A 14,231-nucleotide genomic window follows, 5' to 3' on the forward strand; every position below is an offset into this window, starting at 1 on the left:
GAAGTCTGACGAGTTCAGAAGCCGCGGCCGCGGGACCGGGCCGGGAGTGACAGTGGCTGGGCGCGAGGAGGAGACGTGCTGGGGCGGGTCTGCGCACCGAACACCCGGGAAGCGGGGGCGGTCCCGGCCGAGGAACCAGCTCGAGGCCGCGCCGCGGGGTCTTCTTGCTGGGCCCGGGGAGGCTCCTCGTCGCGCTCCCCGTCCTCGGCGCGGCGCACCTCGAGGCCGAGCATGGTCAGCGCTTGCTCCAGGGTCAACGCCGTGCGTACCGCCGCCAGCTCGACGCCCATCGCCTGAAGCGTCATCGCGATCTCCGGGCTGAGTCCGGAGAGGATGGTCGGGGTGCCCATCAATCTGGCCGCAGCGGCCAGGTTGGTGAGCACCGCGCACAAGTGACTGTCCATGATCCAGACGCCCGTGAGATCGATCACGAGCCCCTTCGCTCCGCTCTCATGGATCGCGCGCAGCACGTCCGTGTTGAGCTGTTCGGCGAGGTCGTCGGTCACGTCCCCCTGGAGCGGGACGAGGATGCGATCCCACAGGTTGATGATCGGTAGACGCTTCAGCTCCATAGAATCTCTACGGTTCGATGTCGGCAACCATGACGGTCGCGTCGTCGTGAGGGCGGCGGTACTTGCTCATCAGCGTGCGGCAGGCCTCCTTGGCGTTCTGCCCCCTGAGCGCGGACGGATCGATGCGCGGGGAGACGCCGTCGGAGAGGAGGATCAAGCGATCCCCGGGGGTGAGCTGGACCTCGAACAGGCGCGTGCGGCGGAGGGAGGCGCCTAGAATTCCCGGGCTCGGCACCCAGGGGATCCGGGTCCCCAGGCTGAGCAGCTCCACGTTCCCGACGCTACATCCCTCGAGCTTGCCGTCCTTGCAGACGCACACCATGGCGGCAGCGCCGCGGGTACCGCGAAGCCGGGTGTGGAGCAGGTCGATGAGCTCGCTGACGCTGGCGGTGGGCGAAGATTCGGCAAGGGCATCCAGACCCACCGCCGAGGTCTCGGCAGCACGATCGCCGTGGCCCAGAGCGTCGATCACGACGAACAGGTCCACGCCGTCGATGCGCCGGGTGAACACGGCGTCTCCGGACTGCTGCTCGCCGTCCTTCGGAATGATGAGATAATCTATCGAGACCTTCACAGGTGAACCTCGATCTCGATACGGGTCCCCTGAGGCCCGGAGTCGATGTGAAAGCGATCGGCAAGGCGCTTGACGCCGAGCAAGCCGCGGCCGAGCCCGGTCTTGCTCCGGTACCGACCAGCGAGCACCTCGGTCAGGTTGGTGATCCCAGCTCCCTGATCGAGGGCGACGACGATGAAACGAGCCGGCGGATCCCGGCGGAGGATCATTTCGATGCTCCCTCCAGGCGTGTAATGCACGATGTTGCGAGCGAGCTCGCTGATGGCCGTGGCGACCTTGTGCGAGACGAAGCTTCTCGCCCCGGCACCGTCGCAAACGTCCTTCGCGGTGACGCGCGCCGTGCTGATGTCTGCCTCGTGCCGGATGGGCAGGATCTTCGAGTGGAATGCCAGTCTCTCGCCTCCGAGGGCGGTGAGATCGGCCTTGAGACGTGGAAGCCGGGCCGGCTCCACGTAGAGGCGCGCTCTCCGCTCGATGCTCGGAAGCAGCACGCCGAGATCATCGAGGGTGAAGCGAGCAGGATCGATCTCGGCCTCACGCAGGGCCCTGGTGAGCAGCCCCTCCGCGTTCATCGTGGAGAGGTAGCCGAGCAGCACCTTCCTGATCTGGTCGTATGCGGGGGTCATCAGGTGGCAGCGAGGTGGTCAGGTTACCGGGGCGCTCATCACACGTCGAGGTCGCGCACCGGCTTTCTCGATCACGCCGCTGCAGTCGAGGCCGCCCCCGACACGCGCCGCAACGCACGCAGCTCGCTCCTGGCGAACGCAGCGCCCAGGGCATAGCCACGGAGTGTCAACCGCATGTGAAGTGCGTCGACGTACCCCTCCCGATGCAGCGACGTGATGACCTTGCGGATGTCACCGCGTCGCACGCGGAGCAGATCGGTCAGGACCTGCAGGTTCACCAGAGCGCCTTCCGACTGGAGGTCGAACAGCGCCCGAAGCACGTGGGGGGCGAGCTCTTTGGTATCCATGATGCGCAGCCTACCTGGCCGTCTGAACGGCCGTACAGTTTGTGGCGACGATTTTTACGGGATGTGTGTGTCCGTGATAGGTCGACCCCGTGGCGCCCACTCCCCTACCCCCCCAGGCCGTGATCCTCGCCGGGGGACTGGGGACGAGGATGTCTCCGCGCACCACCCGGACGCCCAAGTTCCTGCTCCAGGTGGCTGGTCGACCCTTCGGCGCCTGGCTCCTCGATCGCCTGGTCGAGGCCGGCTTCGGAGAGGTCATGCTATGCATCAGCCACCTCGGCGACGAGATCCGCGAGGTCATCGGGGAGCGCTGGGGACCCCTCGACGTTCGGTACTCGGATGAAGGCCCCGTGAGGCTGGGCACGGCCGGTGCCCTGCGCGCCGCCCTGCCGAGCCTCGCCCCGACGTTCCTGGTGACCTACGGGGACTCCTATCTGCCCTTCGACTATCACGCCCCGCTGCGCGATCTGGAGGAGCATCCAGCAGCCCTCGGCACCCTGGCGGTCTACCGCAATCAGGATCGGTTCGACGCCTCGAACACGGCGATCCGGGAGGACCAGGTGGTGCGCTATCACAAGCGCGCCATGACCGATCCGCCGGATCCGGAACTCGATCACATCGATTACGGCGCGATGGCGCTGCGTCGAGAGGTCATCGCGGCGCTACCCGAGGGGAAGGTCATGGGACTGGACGCCGTGCAGCAGGAACTCGCAGCGCGCGGTCGACTGCGCGCCTTCCCCGTGGCGACGCGATTCCACGAGATCGGCTCCGAGTCCGGCCTGCAAGCTCTGGAAGCGTTCCTGGGCGGAGCGGCGCCGGTGAGGCCGGCGGAAAGAGAGCAGCGTTCGTGATTGTCTCCCGCGCCCCCGTGCGCTTCTCACTGGGCGGTGGGGGTACTGATTTGCCCGCTTACTCGGATCGCTTCGGCGGATACCTGGTCTCCGCATCCATCGACAAATACATCTACGTCACGGCGAACAAGCGATTTCATCGCGACATCCGGCTCGCTTACTCGAAGACGGAAATCGTCCCCTCCGTCGACGCCATCGAGCACCCCATCTTCCGTGAGGCCCTGCGGCTCGTGGGAATCGAGCATTCGATCGAGCTGACCAGCGTGGCCGATCTCCCGGCGAACTCGGGCCTGGGCTCCTCGAGTTCGTTCACGGTCGCGCTTCTCAACGCGCTCCACACCTACAAGCGGGATTTCGTCTCTTCCGAGCAGCTCGCACGGGAGGCTTGCTCGATCGAGATGGATCGTCTGGGTGAGCCCGTCGGTCGGCAGGATCAGTACATTGCGGCCTACGGAAACATCACGGCGTTCACCTTCGAGACCGATGGCTCGGTTCACGTGGAGCCCGTCCCCGTTCGTGACGAGGTGATGGAGGAGCTGGAGTCGAACCTGCTCATCGTGTGGAGCGGGATCGAGAGACCGGCCCGGGTGGTGCTCGGCGAGCAGCGGGAGCGCATCACGCAGCTGGAGGCCGACGTGATCGAGCGCATGCACCGGATCAAGGAGATCGGTCACGAGGTCCGACGGCTCCTCGTGGCAGGAGCGCTGGACGAGTACGGCGACCTGCTCCATCTCCACTGGACCCAGAAGCGACGGCTGGCCTCGAAGATGACCGATCCGGTCATCGACGAGCACTACGAGGCAGCCCGCACCGCCGGAGCGCTCGGCGGCAAGCTGATGGGCGCCGGGGGCGGTGGGTTCTTCATGTTCTACGTCCGGCCAGGCGATCGGCGCCGTGTCATCGAGACGATGATCGGGCGGGGGCTCCGGATCCTCCGGTTCCGCTTCGACCTCGACGGGGCGCGCATCGTCGCGAACCTGCACCGGTCGTAGATCTGGGCAGCCGGCTCGGGGCCCGGCTATACATCGGCCATGTCCACGACCGAAGCGTTCGTCGATCAGTACCTCCGCGAGACGGCCGAGATCGCGCTGGCCACCCGCCGCGACGATCTCGCCGCGGTCATCGAGGTCCTGTTCAGCGCTTACCAGCAGGACAGGACCATCTACACCTGCGGGAATGGCGGCTCGGCCGCGAACGCGAGCCACCTGGCGTGTGACATCTCCAAGTTCACGTGGGTCGAAGGCAAGCGCCGCTTCAAGTGCACCTCCCTGTGCGACAACGCTGCGCTCATCAGCGCGCTGACGAACGACGTGGGCTTCAACCGGATCTTTCTGGAGCAGCTCGAAGGCCGGATCGTCGCGGGAGACGTGCTCGTCTGCCTGAGCGTCCATGGAGGCTCGGGCGCCGACAAGGCAGGTCCGTGGTCCCAGAACCTGGTGTCGGCGGCAGACTGCGCGAAGCGCGCCGAGGCAAAGGTCGTCGCGCTGGTGGGCTACGATGGGGGAGCGCTCCGGCAGATGGCCGATGCGAGCGTGATCGTCCCTCCCACCCGGGGCGGCACCACGTCGACGCCGCACGTGGAGGGGTTCCACGAGGTGTACCATCACCTGATCTGCGAGCGGCTTCGTCAGCTCGTGGCCGAAGCCTGACGCGAGGTTTCCATGGCGGGTCGCCCGGGGATCATCCTCGATCGTGACGGGACGATCATCGACGTGGTGCGCGATCCCGAGCTGGGGGTCGTGACCACGGCGTTCCACCCCCGGCAGCTCCGGCTGCTGCCAGGTGCGCTGGAAGGGATGCAGCAGCTCGTGGCCGCTGGGTTCACCCTGGCGATCGCCACCAACCAACCGGGGGCTGCGAAGGGCCAGATCCCCTGGGATGCCATCGAGCGCACGAACGGCGCGCTGCTGGATCTGCTGCGAAGCGAAGGTGTTCCCATCGAGGCACTCGAGGTCTGCCCTCACCACCCCGAGGGAGGACCGGGGGGAGATCCCGCCCTGGTCGGGCCCTGCGCGTGCCGCAAGCCAGCCCCCGGGATGATGACGAAGCTGGCGCGAACCCTCCATCTGGAGCCTTCGTCGACGTGGGTCATCGGGGACACGCCGAGCGATGTGACGGCAGCGCGCGCCGCCGGGATGAAGGCTGCACTCGTCTTCGATCCTCGCCGCTGTGAGCTGTGCCCGCTACGCGGCGGCCCTGAGGCTTCCTGTCCATCGACACGGCCGGATCTCGCTGCTCCCCGCATCGACCGGCTGGCCGAGTCAATCATCGCTATTTCGGCGCGAGCTGACCGATGAGCGGGCCGACCCGGCGCGAGAGAGGCTCTCTCTCGATGGTGGAGATTCCACTCGGATCAACGGGAGGCAGCTGGCTGATACGAGCTACCGTCGTGCCATCCGGGCCCAGACGGAGGAGTGGCTCTGCAACGAACATGGCGAACGACGCATACTCGTAGAGCCACTGAGCCAGCATCATCTCCGATTGCTCGGGCCCTGCCAGCACCACGGCATTCTCGATGACGGGCTCCGGATTCACCGTGCCGTCCTCTGCTGGCGCGGCGCCCCGGAAAAGGACGTCGTAGATCCCTGCTCCGCTGGAAAAGGCGCTGAGCTGCCAGCGGACTTCGTCGCCGTGGCCTCCCTCGTCGACGTCGGCGAGGATCGTACGGACGGCCTCGTTGAACAGCGCAACGATCGCCTTCGGCCCGGTGGGTCGGGGTGCGTGGACCGCGACCATCCCCGCCTGGATCAGCTGGAAGATCTGCCGGGTGGCTTCAAACTCGCCCTGGCCGACGACGCGCGCGATCTCTGCGATGGATCGGTGCCCATCGATGGCTTCCCAGGTCTGACGCAGGTCCTTGGCGGGCAGCGCGCGTCCAGCGATCCGCTCGGGGACGTGCTGAATCGAAGGGATCCTCTCGCGGAAGTAGCGCCCCTCGTCCATGCGGCGCACGGCCTCCATGAGAAGGCTGCTCACGGCGAGGTTCTGACGGCTGGCGATCTGCTCTTCGTCGAACCGCTCGAGGAAATAGAACACCCCATCCCCGGCAAGCAGCACCTGGTGGGCGATCTCCTCCGCTTGCCGACCCAGGAGCTGATAGAGGCGCGCTCGCTCCAGGAATCCGAGCCGCACGGCGACCTCGCCGAACCGCTGCTCGGGGCTGGTAGCGGCCAGGGTCGCGTCGATCTGCTCGCGACTCAGCGCGCCGTAGCGATAGAGCACCTCGCCGATGCGGTCGCTTTCGACCGCGGAGCGCGCACCGATGACGGTCCCGGCATCGAAAAAGAGCGAGCGCCCGACCGATCCATCGACGACGACCAGCTCTCCGTCCCAGCCAGCGTGGCCGACCAGAGAAATGATGTCGCAGAGCGCACCTGGCTTCGTGATCTCGCCGGCGAGCCGGACGACGGGTCCGTCTTCTTCGTCCCGCCGACCGTCCTCGCCGACGAAGCGCATGAAGACGACGTGCTCCGGCGAAGGCAACAGCCGGAAGGCTCCTCCTCTCGCCCGCAGCCAGCGGCTCGCTGCCTTGCCAACCGGGTGGGCGGTCCCGGTCGCGTCGATGCGTACCAGGTCCTGGCGCTCTGCGCTCATCGGTTACCCCCGCTTATACCAGCATCTGCGTCCGTAGGAGGTCCCTCGTGCTACCGTCCGCGCGTGTCCGCGCCCATCCCCAGCTCACCTACCGATCTCGCGTCCTCGCTCGGTCAGGCTCGTTACCTGGCGGATCCACCGCTCGCGCTCGCCCTCTGGCTCGCCCTGAAGATGGATCGCCCGCTCCTGCTCGAAGGACCCGCGGGCGTGGGGAAGACGGACCTCGCCCGGGCCTCCGCCCAAGCGCTCGGGCGCCAGCTCATCCGCCTGCAGTGCTACGAAGGCCTCGACGAAGCCAGAGCGCTCTTCGAGTGGGACTACGCCAAGCAGATGCTCTACACGCAGCTCCTGCGTGACTCGATCGGACGGGAGCTGGCGGACACGGCCGGGATTTCCGAAGCCGTGGAGCGACTCGCGGGAAGCGAGGATGTCTTCTTCAGCGAGCGCTTCCTGGTCCCACGGCCGCTGCTGGCAGCGCTGCGGAGTCCGGACCCCGTGGTGCTCCTGATCGATGAGGTCGACCGGGCAGACCCGGAGTTCGAGGCCTTTCTGCTCGAGGTGCTGAGCGAGATGTCCGTGAGCATCCCCGAGCTCGGAACCCTGCGCGCGATACACCCACCGCTCATCCTGCTCACCACGAACGCCACCCGAGAAATGACGGAAGCGTTGCGCCGGCGCTGCTTGCACGCCTTCCTCGACTACCCCACCCCGCAGCGAGAGATCGGGATTCTTCGGCTCGCACTCCCGGGGATCGAGGAGCGGCTCGCTGCACATGTGGCAGCCTTCGCCGCCGCGCTGCGCCAGATGGACCTACGCAAGCCGCCAGCGATCAGCGAGACCATCGACTGGGCGCGCGCGCTTCTGCTGCTGGGGCGGCAGGAGATTGATGCGGACATCGCGCGAGATACGCTGGGCGTGTTGCTGAAGCACCAGACGGATCGCGAAGCGGCAGAAGAGCGACTCGGACAGCTCGTCCGCGCAGCAGGGCAAGGCAGTACCTGAAGGGCGCCTCGGCAGGACGCCCCCCCTCCGCGCTCCCCATCGCGCGATGGACGCTCGCCGAGACGCTACCTGAGCTCGACCACGCGCTCGCCGAACAGCTTCTCGATCCGCCCCAGCATCACGTCATTCGGCTCGATGCGCAGATCTCTGCCCAGCGAGAGCAGCGCCTCCGCGCCATCATCGAGCTGGATCACGAGCTGAACGGGGCAAGCGCCTGGGCTCGCGCGGAGGAGCGCTCCGAGACGATCGAGGTGCTCTCGCCGTGCAATCCGTGATTTGAGGGTGATGGCGACGCTACGCGTCTGCGACAGGATCGCTTGAGACAGGAGCTGCGCCTCGTCCAGCAGCAGCGTCGGCTCACGAGGCGCCGCCTCGGCATCCTCGGATCCCTCTTCGACCATGGGGAAACTCACCTTCCCGGAGATCAGCAGCGGGTCCCCCTTGTTGAGGAGATCCGCGAACGCGTCGATCTGCTTCTCACGAACCTTCACCTCCACGCGCCCGTTGGTGTCCTCCAGCGTGAAGAAGGCGAGCTTCCCGCCTCCCCCCTTGAAAATTCGCTCGCGGTAGCCTTCGACGACCCCGCCGACCCGGACCCTGGACCAGGGATCCATGCTCGCCAGCCCGCTGATCGGGACCACCTGAAAGCGCGCGAGATCCATGCCGTAGCGATCGAGCGGGTGTCCGGAGACGTAGAAGCCGAGTGATTGCTTCTCGCGGCTCAGCGTCTCGCTCTGATCCCAGGGCTCGACCGAGGGATACTCATCCAGCCGCGGTCCCGCGGCCGGCTCCGCCTTGGCGAACAGGCCAAACATGGACGTCTGCCCGCTCTCTCGATCCTTGCTCGCGCTACGCGCTCGTTCCAGGGCGCGATCGATGGCCGCGAAGGCCCGCGCTCTGGAAATCCCCTTCGCCTGGAGGCTCGCCTCGAAGGCCCCGCACTGCACCAGCGACTCGAGTACCCCCTTGTTGACACGGCGGGGATCGATCCTCTCGGAGAAGTCGAACAGGTCCTTGAAGGAGCCGCCGGACGTCCGCGCCTCCAGGATCGCCTCGATCGCTGTCTCCCCGATGCCGCGGATGGCGCCGAGACCGAAGCGGATCTTGGGCTGGTATGGGTCCTTGAGCCTCGTCCCACGGCCCTTCGCGTTGCGCGCCTTGCCATTCGCGGTGCCGTCCGGCGCGCTGTACACCACCGTGAAGTCCATATGAGACTCGTTGATTTCCGGTGGCAGGATCTCCACCCCCCAGGCGCGCCCCTCCGCAATGATGCGCACGACCTTCTCGATCTTGTCTCGATCCGCCGTCATCAGCGCGCAAAGGAACTCGACCGGGTAGTGCGCCTTCATGTAGGCGGTCTGGTAGGTGAGGAGTGCGTATGCAGCGGAGTGGCTCTTGTTGAAGCCGTAGCCAGCGAAGTATTCGAGTAGACCGAAGATGCGCTCGGCATCCTCGATCTTCACGTCCTTCTTCAACGCTCCTTCGACGAAGACGGCCTTCTGCTTCGCCATCTCCTCGGGCTTCTTCTTGCCCATCGCGCGACGCAGCAGATCAGCGCCGCCGAGCGAATACCCGGCAAGCTGCTGCGCGATCTGCATGACCTGCTCCTGGTACACGATGACGCCGTAGGTAGGGACGAGCAGATCATCGACGAGCGGGTGCATCTTCTCGATGGGCTTGCGCCCATGCTTGCAGTCGACGAAGTCCTTCACCATGCCCGTGCCGAGGGGGCCGGGACGGTACAGCGCCACCGCGGCGACGATGTCCTCGAACAACGTGGGCCGCAGATCCTTGAAGAGCTGCTGCATCCCGCTCGACTCGAGCTGGAACACGCCGGTCGTCTCCCCCGACTGGAGCAGCTCGAAGGTCGCCGTGTCTTCGAGCGAGACGGTGCGGATGTCGAACCGCTCCTCCGGCGGCTTCGCCTGTTGCTCCGGGCGCTTCTGGATGAGGTTCGCCGCGATGTCGATGACGGTGAGCGTCTTCAGGCCGAGGAAGTCGAATTTGACGAGGCCCGCGAGTTCGACGTCGTCCTTGTAGTACTGAGTGACGAGGACATCGCCGTTCTTGAAGCAGGGCACGTGATCCCAGAGTGGCCCCTCGCTGATCACGACACCGGCGGCGTGCATGCCTGCGTGCCGGGTGAGGCCCTCGAGCTTCTGCGCCTGTTTCAGCAGCTCGGCGACCGTCGGATCGCTCTCCTGGAGCGCCTTCAGCTTCGGCTCGATCTCGAGCGCTTCCGGGATCGTGTACATCACGCCGGGGCTCTTCTGCGGGACCAGGCTCGCGATCTTCTGGGCCTCGTTCGCGGGGAACGCCATGGCGCGCCCGACGTCCTTGATCACGCTGCGCGCCTTCAGTTCGTGAAAGGTGGCGATCTGCCCGACGGAGTCCTTGCCGTAACGCTCGGCGACGTAGCTGATCACCTTGTCGCGTCGATCCATGCAAAAATCGACGTCGAAATCCGGCATGCTGACGCGCTCTGGATTCAGGAAGCGCTCGAAGAGGAGGTTGTACGGGAGAGGATCGAGATCGGTGATCCCCATCGCGTACGCGACCAGTGAACCGGCCCCCGAGCCGCGGCCCGGCCCGACCGGGATGTTGTGCTCCTTGCCGTAGCGAATGAAGTCCCAGACGATGAGGAAGTAGCCCGGAAAGCCCATCTTCACGATGACGTCGAGTTCGATCTGCAGGCGCGCTGCATAGACGCTTTCGTCGATGGTCTTTCCCGTCCTGCGAATCTCCACCAGGCGCTTTTCCAGCCCCTCCTTCGCCACGTGGCGGAAGTACGAGTCGGTGTCGTAGCCGCTCGGAAGCGGAAACTGCGGGAGCATCGGCTTGCCGAGCTTCAGCTTCAGCCCCGAGCAGCGTTCGGTGATCGCCATCGTCGCGCGCACGGCCTCGGGCCAGTCGCGGAACCGGTGGACCATCTCCTCTGCCGGCTTGAGGAACATCTCGAAGCTGCCGTGGTGTGCTTCCGTCGCTTCCGCGTAGGTGCGGTTCGCCGCGATGCAGGAGAGGTAGAGCTGCCCCTCGCCATCGTCGCGCTCGGCGAAGTGAGCGTCATTGGTGGCCACCACCGGCAGGCCGAGATCTGCGGCTGCCCGTGTGAGGATGCCGTTCAGCACCGTCTGCTCGACGAGACCGTGATCCTGCAGCTCCACGTACAGGCTGCCGGGCTCGAAGCAGGCCCTGAGCCGATCGAGCTCCGCGCGCCCTTCGCCCTCGCCCTGTTCGAGGATCCGCTGCGCCACCACCCCACCCATGCAGCCGCTCAGGCCGATGATTCCCTTCTGGTACTTGGCGACGGTGTCGAGGCGAACGCTGGGGCCGAGCCCACTCGCAGGCTCGACATGACCCGCCGAGACGATGCGGACCAGGTTGTGGTAGCCCTCCTCCGAGGCAGCGAGCAGCACGAGGTGGTCGAGCGGCGTCTCGTCCGCACCATTGCGCGCCACCTGGGGCGCCCCCCAGCCACGCGCGACGTTGACCTCGCAACCGAGGATCGCGAGGAGGCCCTTTTCCTGGCACGCCTTGTAGTGCTGGATGGCGCCGAACATGTTTCCATGGTCGGTCAGCGCCACGGCCTTCATCCCCAGCTTCTTCGCCTGAGCTGCGAGGTCCTTGACCTTCAGCGCCCCATCCAGGAGCGAGTACTGGGAGTGAACATGCAGGTGAGTGAATTCAGCGGTCACGGGAGTAGGTTCGTCCGGTGGGGAGGATCATCGACGATGAGGGTGAATGGTGGCAGTTCGCCCGGCGGGGCGCCCGAACCACCGCAGAAACCTTGGCCCCGACACCGCATTCCGCTACGTCGGGGGACGCTGCCGATCGTGTCGTATGCACCTTTGGCGAGGGCTCTGGTCAGCCTGCGTCGAGGACGGCATAGCGCATCGCGGCACAGGGATCGCCCTTGAAGAAGGTGGTGTGATGGCGATAGCCTCTGGCACCATCCGTGGGCTTGCCTGCTTCGGAGCGCTCCGTCGCTCCAGCGCTCTGAAAAAGTGAGGTTCAGCATGCTTCTCCGCCGTTTCGCCATCGCCGGGTCCATCTCGGTCGCGCTGTTCTCTCTTATGGGCTGTGGCTCTGGTGACACCGATCCGTCGCCTGGTACGCCCAATCCCGAAGAGGAGGTCGGCAAGGTCCCTCCCGGCCCCCCTGCTGAGAAGCCGGGCAGCGGCGAAGGAAAGGTCTACGCCGTCGACCAGCTCTTCCTGGGGGAGACGGATCGCAGCGGTGCCAAGAAGGACGACGCCTGGAAAGACTACGGCTTCAACCTCGATGGCAAGATCTCGGATGCCACCTCGAAGGGGCTCTGCAAGCCGGTCGGCACGGCGACGCCCAGCTCCGTCTACACCGACGGAAATAACGGCATCGATAACTCCTTCGGCAAGAACGTGCTCTCCATCATCACGGCTGCCGAGCCCAATGCATCGGCCGAGGTCACGAAGTCCATCAATGAGGGGGACTTCACGATCATCCTCCAGGTCACCGGACTCGGCGCGGACGCGGCCTACAATCCGCTGACGTCGCGCCTGTTCGTCGGTGCCTCCATGGGATCGGCGCCGGCCTGGGACGGCAACGACGAGTGGCCGCTCGTGCGCGAGTTCCTCAACAACCCGAGCGATCCGAACAGCTCCAAGGTCGTCTTCTCCCAGAGCTACGTCACCGACAACACCTGGGTTTCCGGCACCAAGACCACCCTCGATCTGACGATCGCGGTCGCTGGCTACAACATCAGCCTCCCGATCACCAATGCCCTCATCGCAATGGATCTCAACGCCGAGCACACGGGCGCGAACAACGGGACCATTGCCGGCATCCTTCCGACGGAGCAGCTGATCGCGGAGCTGAAGAAGGTCATCGGCGCGATCCAGCCGTCCCTTTGCTCGGGTTCGGCCGCAGAGACCATCTTCAACAACATCCGGCAAGCGTCTGACGTCCTCCAGGACGGCACCCAGAATCCCGAGAAGGAGTGCGATGGCATCTCCATCGGGATCGGCTTCAACGCCAAGGAGATCAAGCTCGGCGCCGTCGCCGATGCGGCTCCCCCGGCGACCGATCCTTGCGACGCGCCCCCCTCTGACGGCTGAGCATCCTTCTGGCGTCCAGCCATGCGCGATGCCTCGCACATGGCGACGCCTGCGGGGGATCTCGGCGAAGCAGCGTTCGCGGCGCCTCCCCTCCTGCTGTCAATAGCGCTTCACAAACGCATATCTCCCTCGCGGGGAACATCGATCCTCTGGATCCATGTTCCGCGGAGAACTTTCCTTGTTCCGCCGGTGCAGGGATTTGTCTACAAGGCAACTTCAGGCCGAGGGGAGCGAGCATGCCTCTTCACATCCAACGGGACTGAGGACGCCGAACCCCCGGATGAAGATCACGCCCAGAGCAACGTCCAAGTCACGTCGAGCGGATGCTGCTCAGCTCGGGCCGAAGTCCGGGCATCTTCAGAGGAGATCAACTTTTATGCGTAGACTCGTCGCCCCCATTCTGTGCTCCGTGATGATGGTCGCCACCGTCGCCCTGGGCACCGGCTGCACGGCCAAGGCCTCCTTCAACGCAGGCGCCAACCAGCCCGAGGCTGCCCCGGCCCCGGCCCCGGCCCCGGCCCCGGCCCCGGCCCCGGCCCCGGCGGAGAAGAAGCGCCCCCGGATGCGCATGGGCTTCAAGATGAAGGGCTTCCAGCTCGAGCTGCCGGGCCCCATCAACTTCGAAACGGGCACCGCCAAGATCAAGCCCGAGAGCGAAGAGGTCCTCACCATCGTCAGCGACTTCCTGAAGTCCCGCTCGGATGTCTCGGTCCTCCGTATCGAGGGTCACACCGACAGCGTGGGTGACGATGCCAAGAACCAGACCCTCTCCGAGCAGCGTGCGCTCGCGGTGGCGCAGTGGCTCGTCGCCAAGGGCAACGACTGCAAGCGCCTCCTCCCGGTCGGCTTCGGGGAGACCAAGCCGGTCGGTGACAACAACACCGAGGATGGCAAGGCCCAGAACCGCCGCACCGAGTTCCACATCGCGGCCCTCAACGGCAAGGCCGTCGAGAACAAGCCCGTGGACGGTGGTGGGAAGGCCGCGGGCGATCCCTGCAAGTGAGCTGATCCGAGCCCCAGGCCCACCCCGCTTCGCCACCGGCGACCACGGGTGGGCCTTCTCATCAGCGATTTCCCTGCTTGCTCCTTCGCTCACTTTCGCCCAAGTTCCCCGGCATCATGCGAAAGCGGAAGCGCTCGCACCTCATCTGGACCGCAGCCTTCCTCCTCGTCACGCAGGCAGCGTGCGACGCCAAGACCGGCGACGTTCGGGAGTGGACGCCCTCCGACCATGACCAGCCGGCGAGACCCGGGGCCCAGGTCTCCGCACGCCCCGCCGGTGAAGGGTTCGATCCCGGTCTCGTGGATCTGGCCTGGCAGCGCAACTGCTTCACCTGCCACGGCGCGCGTGGACGAGGAGACGGCCCCCAGGGGCCCATGGTCCGGGCGCCCGATCTGACGGACCCGGCCTGGCAGGGCCGCGTGACGGACGCCCAGATCGCCGAGACCATCCGCAAAGGCCGCAATCAGATGCCAGCCTTCGATCTGCCAGACCAGGTCATCGAGGGTCTGGTGCAGCGCGTCCGAGCGTCCCGTGCCCCCTGACAGCCCTCATTGACTTCCGGGAGCTGG

At 66.1% G+C, this 14,231-nt stretch carries 14 protein-coding genes; 8 read left to right on the top strand and 6 right to left on the bottom strand.

Annotated elements, in window-relative coordinates:
* Window positions 1–14: 14 nt before the first annotated feature.
* The 4 genes from CMC5_RS24525 to CMC5_RS24540 form a co-directional block, all read right to left on the bottom strand.
* Window positions 15–572, bottom strand: a complete 558-nt coding sequence (locus tag CMC5_RS24525; RefSeq protein ID WP_050432704.1) for an STAS domain-containing protein — start codon at window positions 570–572, stop codon at window positions 15–17.
* Window positions 573–579: 7 nt separating this feature from the next.
* Window positions 580–1,146 (bottom strand): SpoIIE family protein phosphatase, encoded by a 567-nt coding sequence (locus CMC5_RS24530; protein ID WP_050432705.1) that lies wholly within the window; start codon window positions 1,144–1,146, stop codon window positions 580–582.
* The gene (locus CMC5_RS24535; RefSeq protein WP_050432706.1) at window positions 1,143–1,772 is read right to left on the bottom strand and encodes an ATP-binding protein; all 630 of its coding nucleotides are present in this window, start codon (window positions 1,770–1,772) and stop codon (window positions 1,143–1,145) included. Before CMC5_RS24535 ends, CMC5_RS24530 begins: the two co-directional genes overlap by 4 nt.
* Before the next feature lie 71 nt (window positions 1,773–1,843).
* Window positions 1,844–2,119, bottom strand: a complete 276-nt coding sequence (locus tag CMC5_RS24540; protein WP_050432707.1) for a helix-turn-helix domain-containing protein — start codon at window positions 2,117–2,119, stop codon at window positions 1,844–1,846.
* An 89-nt stretch (window positions 2,120–2,208) separates the two neighbouring features.
* On the opposite strand from CMC5_RS24540, the gene CMC5_RS24545 reads away from it, so the two are divergent.
* The 4 genes from CMC5_RS24545 to CMC5_RS24560 are packed head-to-tail and all read left to right on the top strand — an operon-like array spanning window position 2,209 to window position 5,267.
* Complete coding sequence (locus CMC5_RS24545) at window positions 2,209–2,970, top strand: NTP transferase domain-containing protein (RefSeq protein WP_050432708.1); 762 nt, start codon at window positions 2,209–2,211, stop codon at window positions 2,968–2,970.
* Window positions 2,967–3,962, top strand: a complete 996-nt coding sequence (locus tag CMC5_RS24550; RefSeq protein ID WP_050432709.1) for a GHMP family kinase ATP-binding protein — start codon at window positions 2,967–2,969, stop codon at window positions 3,960–3,962. The genes CMC5_RS24545 and CMC5_RS24550 overlap by 4 nt, the downstream gene beginning before the upstream one ends.
* Window positions 3,963–4,001: 39 nt before the next feature.
* Window positions 4,002–4,619 carry a D-sedoheptulose-7-phosphate isomerase gene (locus CMC5_RS24555; protein WP_050432710.1) on the top strand — a complete coding sequence of 206 codons (618 nt, stop codon included), beginning with the start codon at window positions 4,002–4,004 and terminating at the stop codon, window positions 4,617–4,619.
* A 12-nt stretch (window positions 4,620–4,631) separates the two neighbouring features.
* Entirely contained in the window at window positions 4,632–5,267 is a 636-nt protein-coding gene (locus CMC5_RS24560; protein ID WP_050432711.1) for a D-glycero-alpha-D-manno-heptose-1,7-bisphosphate 7-phosphatase, read from the top strand.
* On the opposite strand, the gene CMC5_RS24565 is transcribed toward CMC5_RS24560, so the two are convergent.
* A complete protein-coding gene (locus CMC5_RS24565; protein ID WP_050432712.1) occupies window positions 5,242–6,564 on the bottom strand; it encodes a DUF4388 domain-containing protein in 1,323 nt (440 codons plus the stop codon). The two genes, CMC5_RS24560 and CMC5_RS24565, sit on opposite strands and share 26 nt — an antisense overlap.
* Before the next feature lie 63 nt (window positions 6,565–6,627).
* On the opposite strand from CMC5_RS24565, the gene CMC5_RS24570 reads away from it, so the two are divergent.
* Entirely contained in the window at window positions 6,628–7,566 is a 939-nt protein-coding gene (locus CMC5_RS24570; RefSeq protein ID WP_050432713.1) for an AAA family ATPase, read from the top strand.
* Window positions 7,567–7,631: 65 nt separating this feature from the next.
* Here CMC5_RS24570 and dnaE read toward each other — a convergent pair whose 3' ends face one another.
* Entirely contained in the window at window positions 7,632–11,261 is a 3,630-nt protein-coding gene (gene dnaE, locus CMC5_RS24575) for a DNA polymerase III subunit alpha (RefSeq protein ID WP_050432714.1), read from the bottom strand.
* A 321-nt stretch (window positions 11,262–11,582) separates the two neighbouring features.
* Between dnaE and CMC5_RS24580 the strand changes: the two genes are divergently transcribed.
* From CMC5_RS24580 to CMC5_RS24590, 3 genes are all read left to right on the top strand, one after another.
* Window positions 11,583–12,659 carry a hypothetical protein gene (locus tag CMC5_RS24580; protein ID WP_050432715.1) on the top strand — a complete coding sequence of 359 codons (1,077 nt, stop codon included), beginning with the start codon at window positions 11,583–11,585 and terminating at the stop codon, window positions 12,657–12,659.
* A gap of 376 nt (window positions 12,660–13,035) precedes the next feature.
* The gene (locus CMC5_RS24585; RefSeq protein WP_050432716.1) at window positions 13,036–13,662 is read left to right on the top strand and encodes an OmpA family protein; all 627 of its coding nucleotides are present in this window, start codon (window positions 13,036–13,038) and stop codon (window positions 13,660–13,662) included.
* Window positions 13,663–13,778: 116 nt separating this feature from the next.
* Window positions 13,779–14,204 (top strand): c-type cytochrome, encoded by a 426-nt coding sequence (locus CMC5_RS24590; protein ID WP_050432717.1) that lies wholly within the window; start codon window positions 13,779–13,781, stop codon window positions 14,202–14,204.
* The last annotated feature ends 27 nt before the right edge of the window (window positions 14,205–14,231 follow it).

This window comes from Chondromyces crocatus, from assembly GCF_001189295.1.
GTDB classification, from domain to species: Bacteria; Myxococcota_A; Polyangia; order Polyangiales; family Polyangiaceae; genus Chondromyces; species Chondromyces crocatus.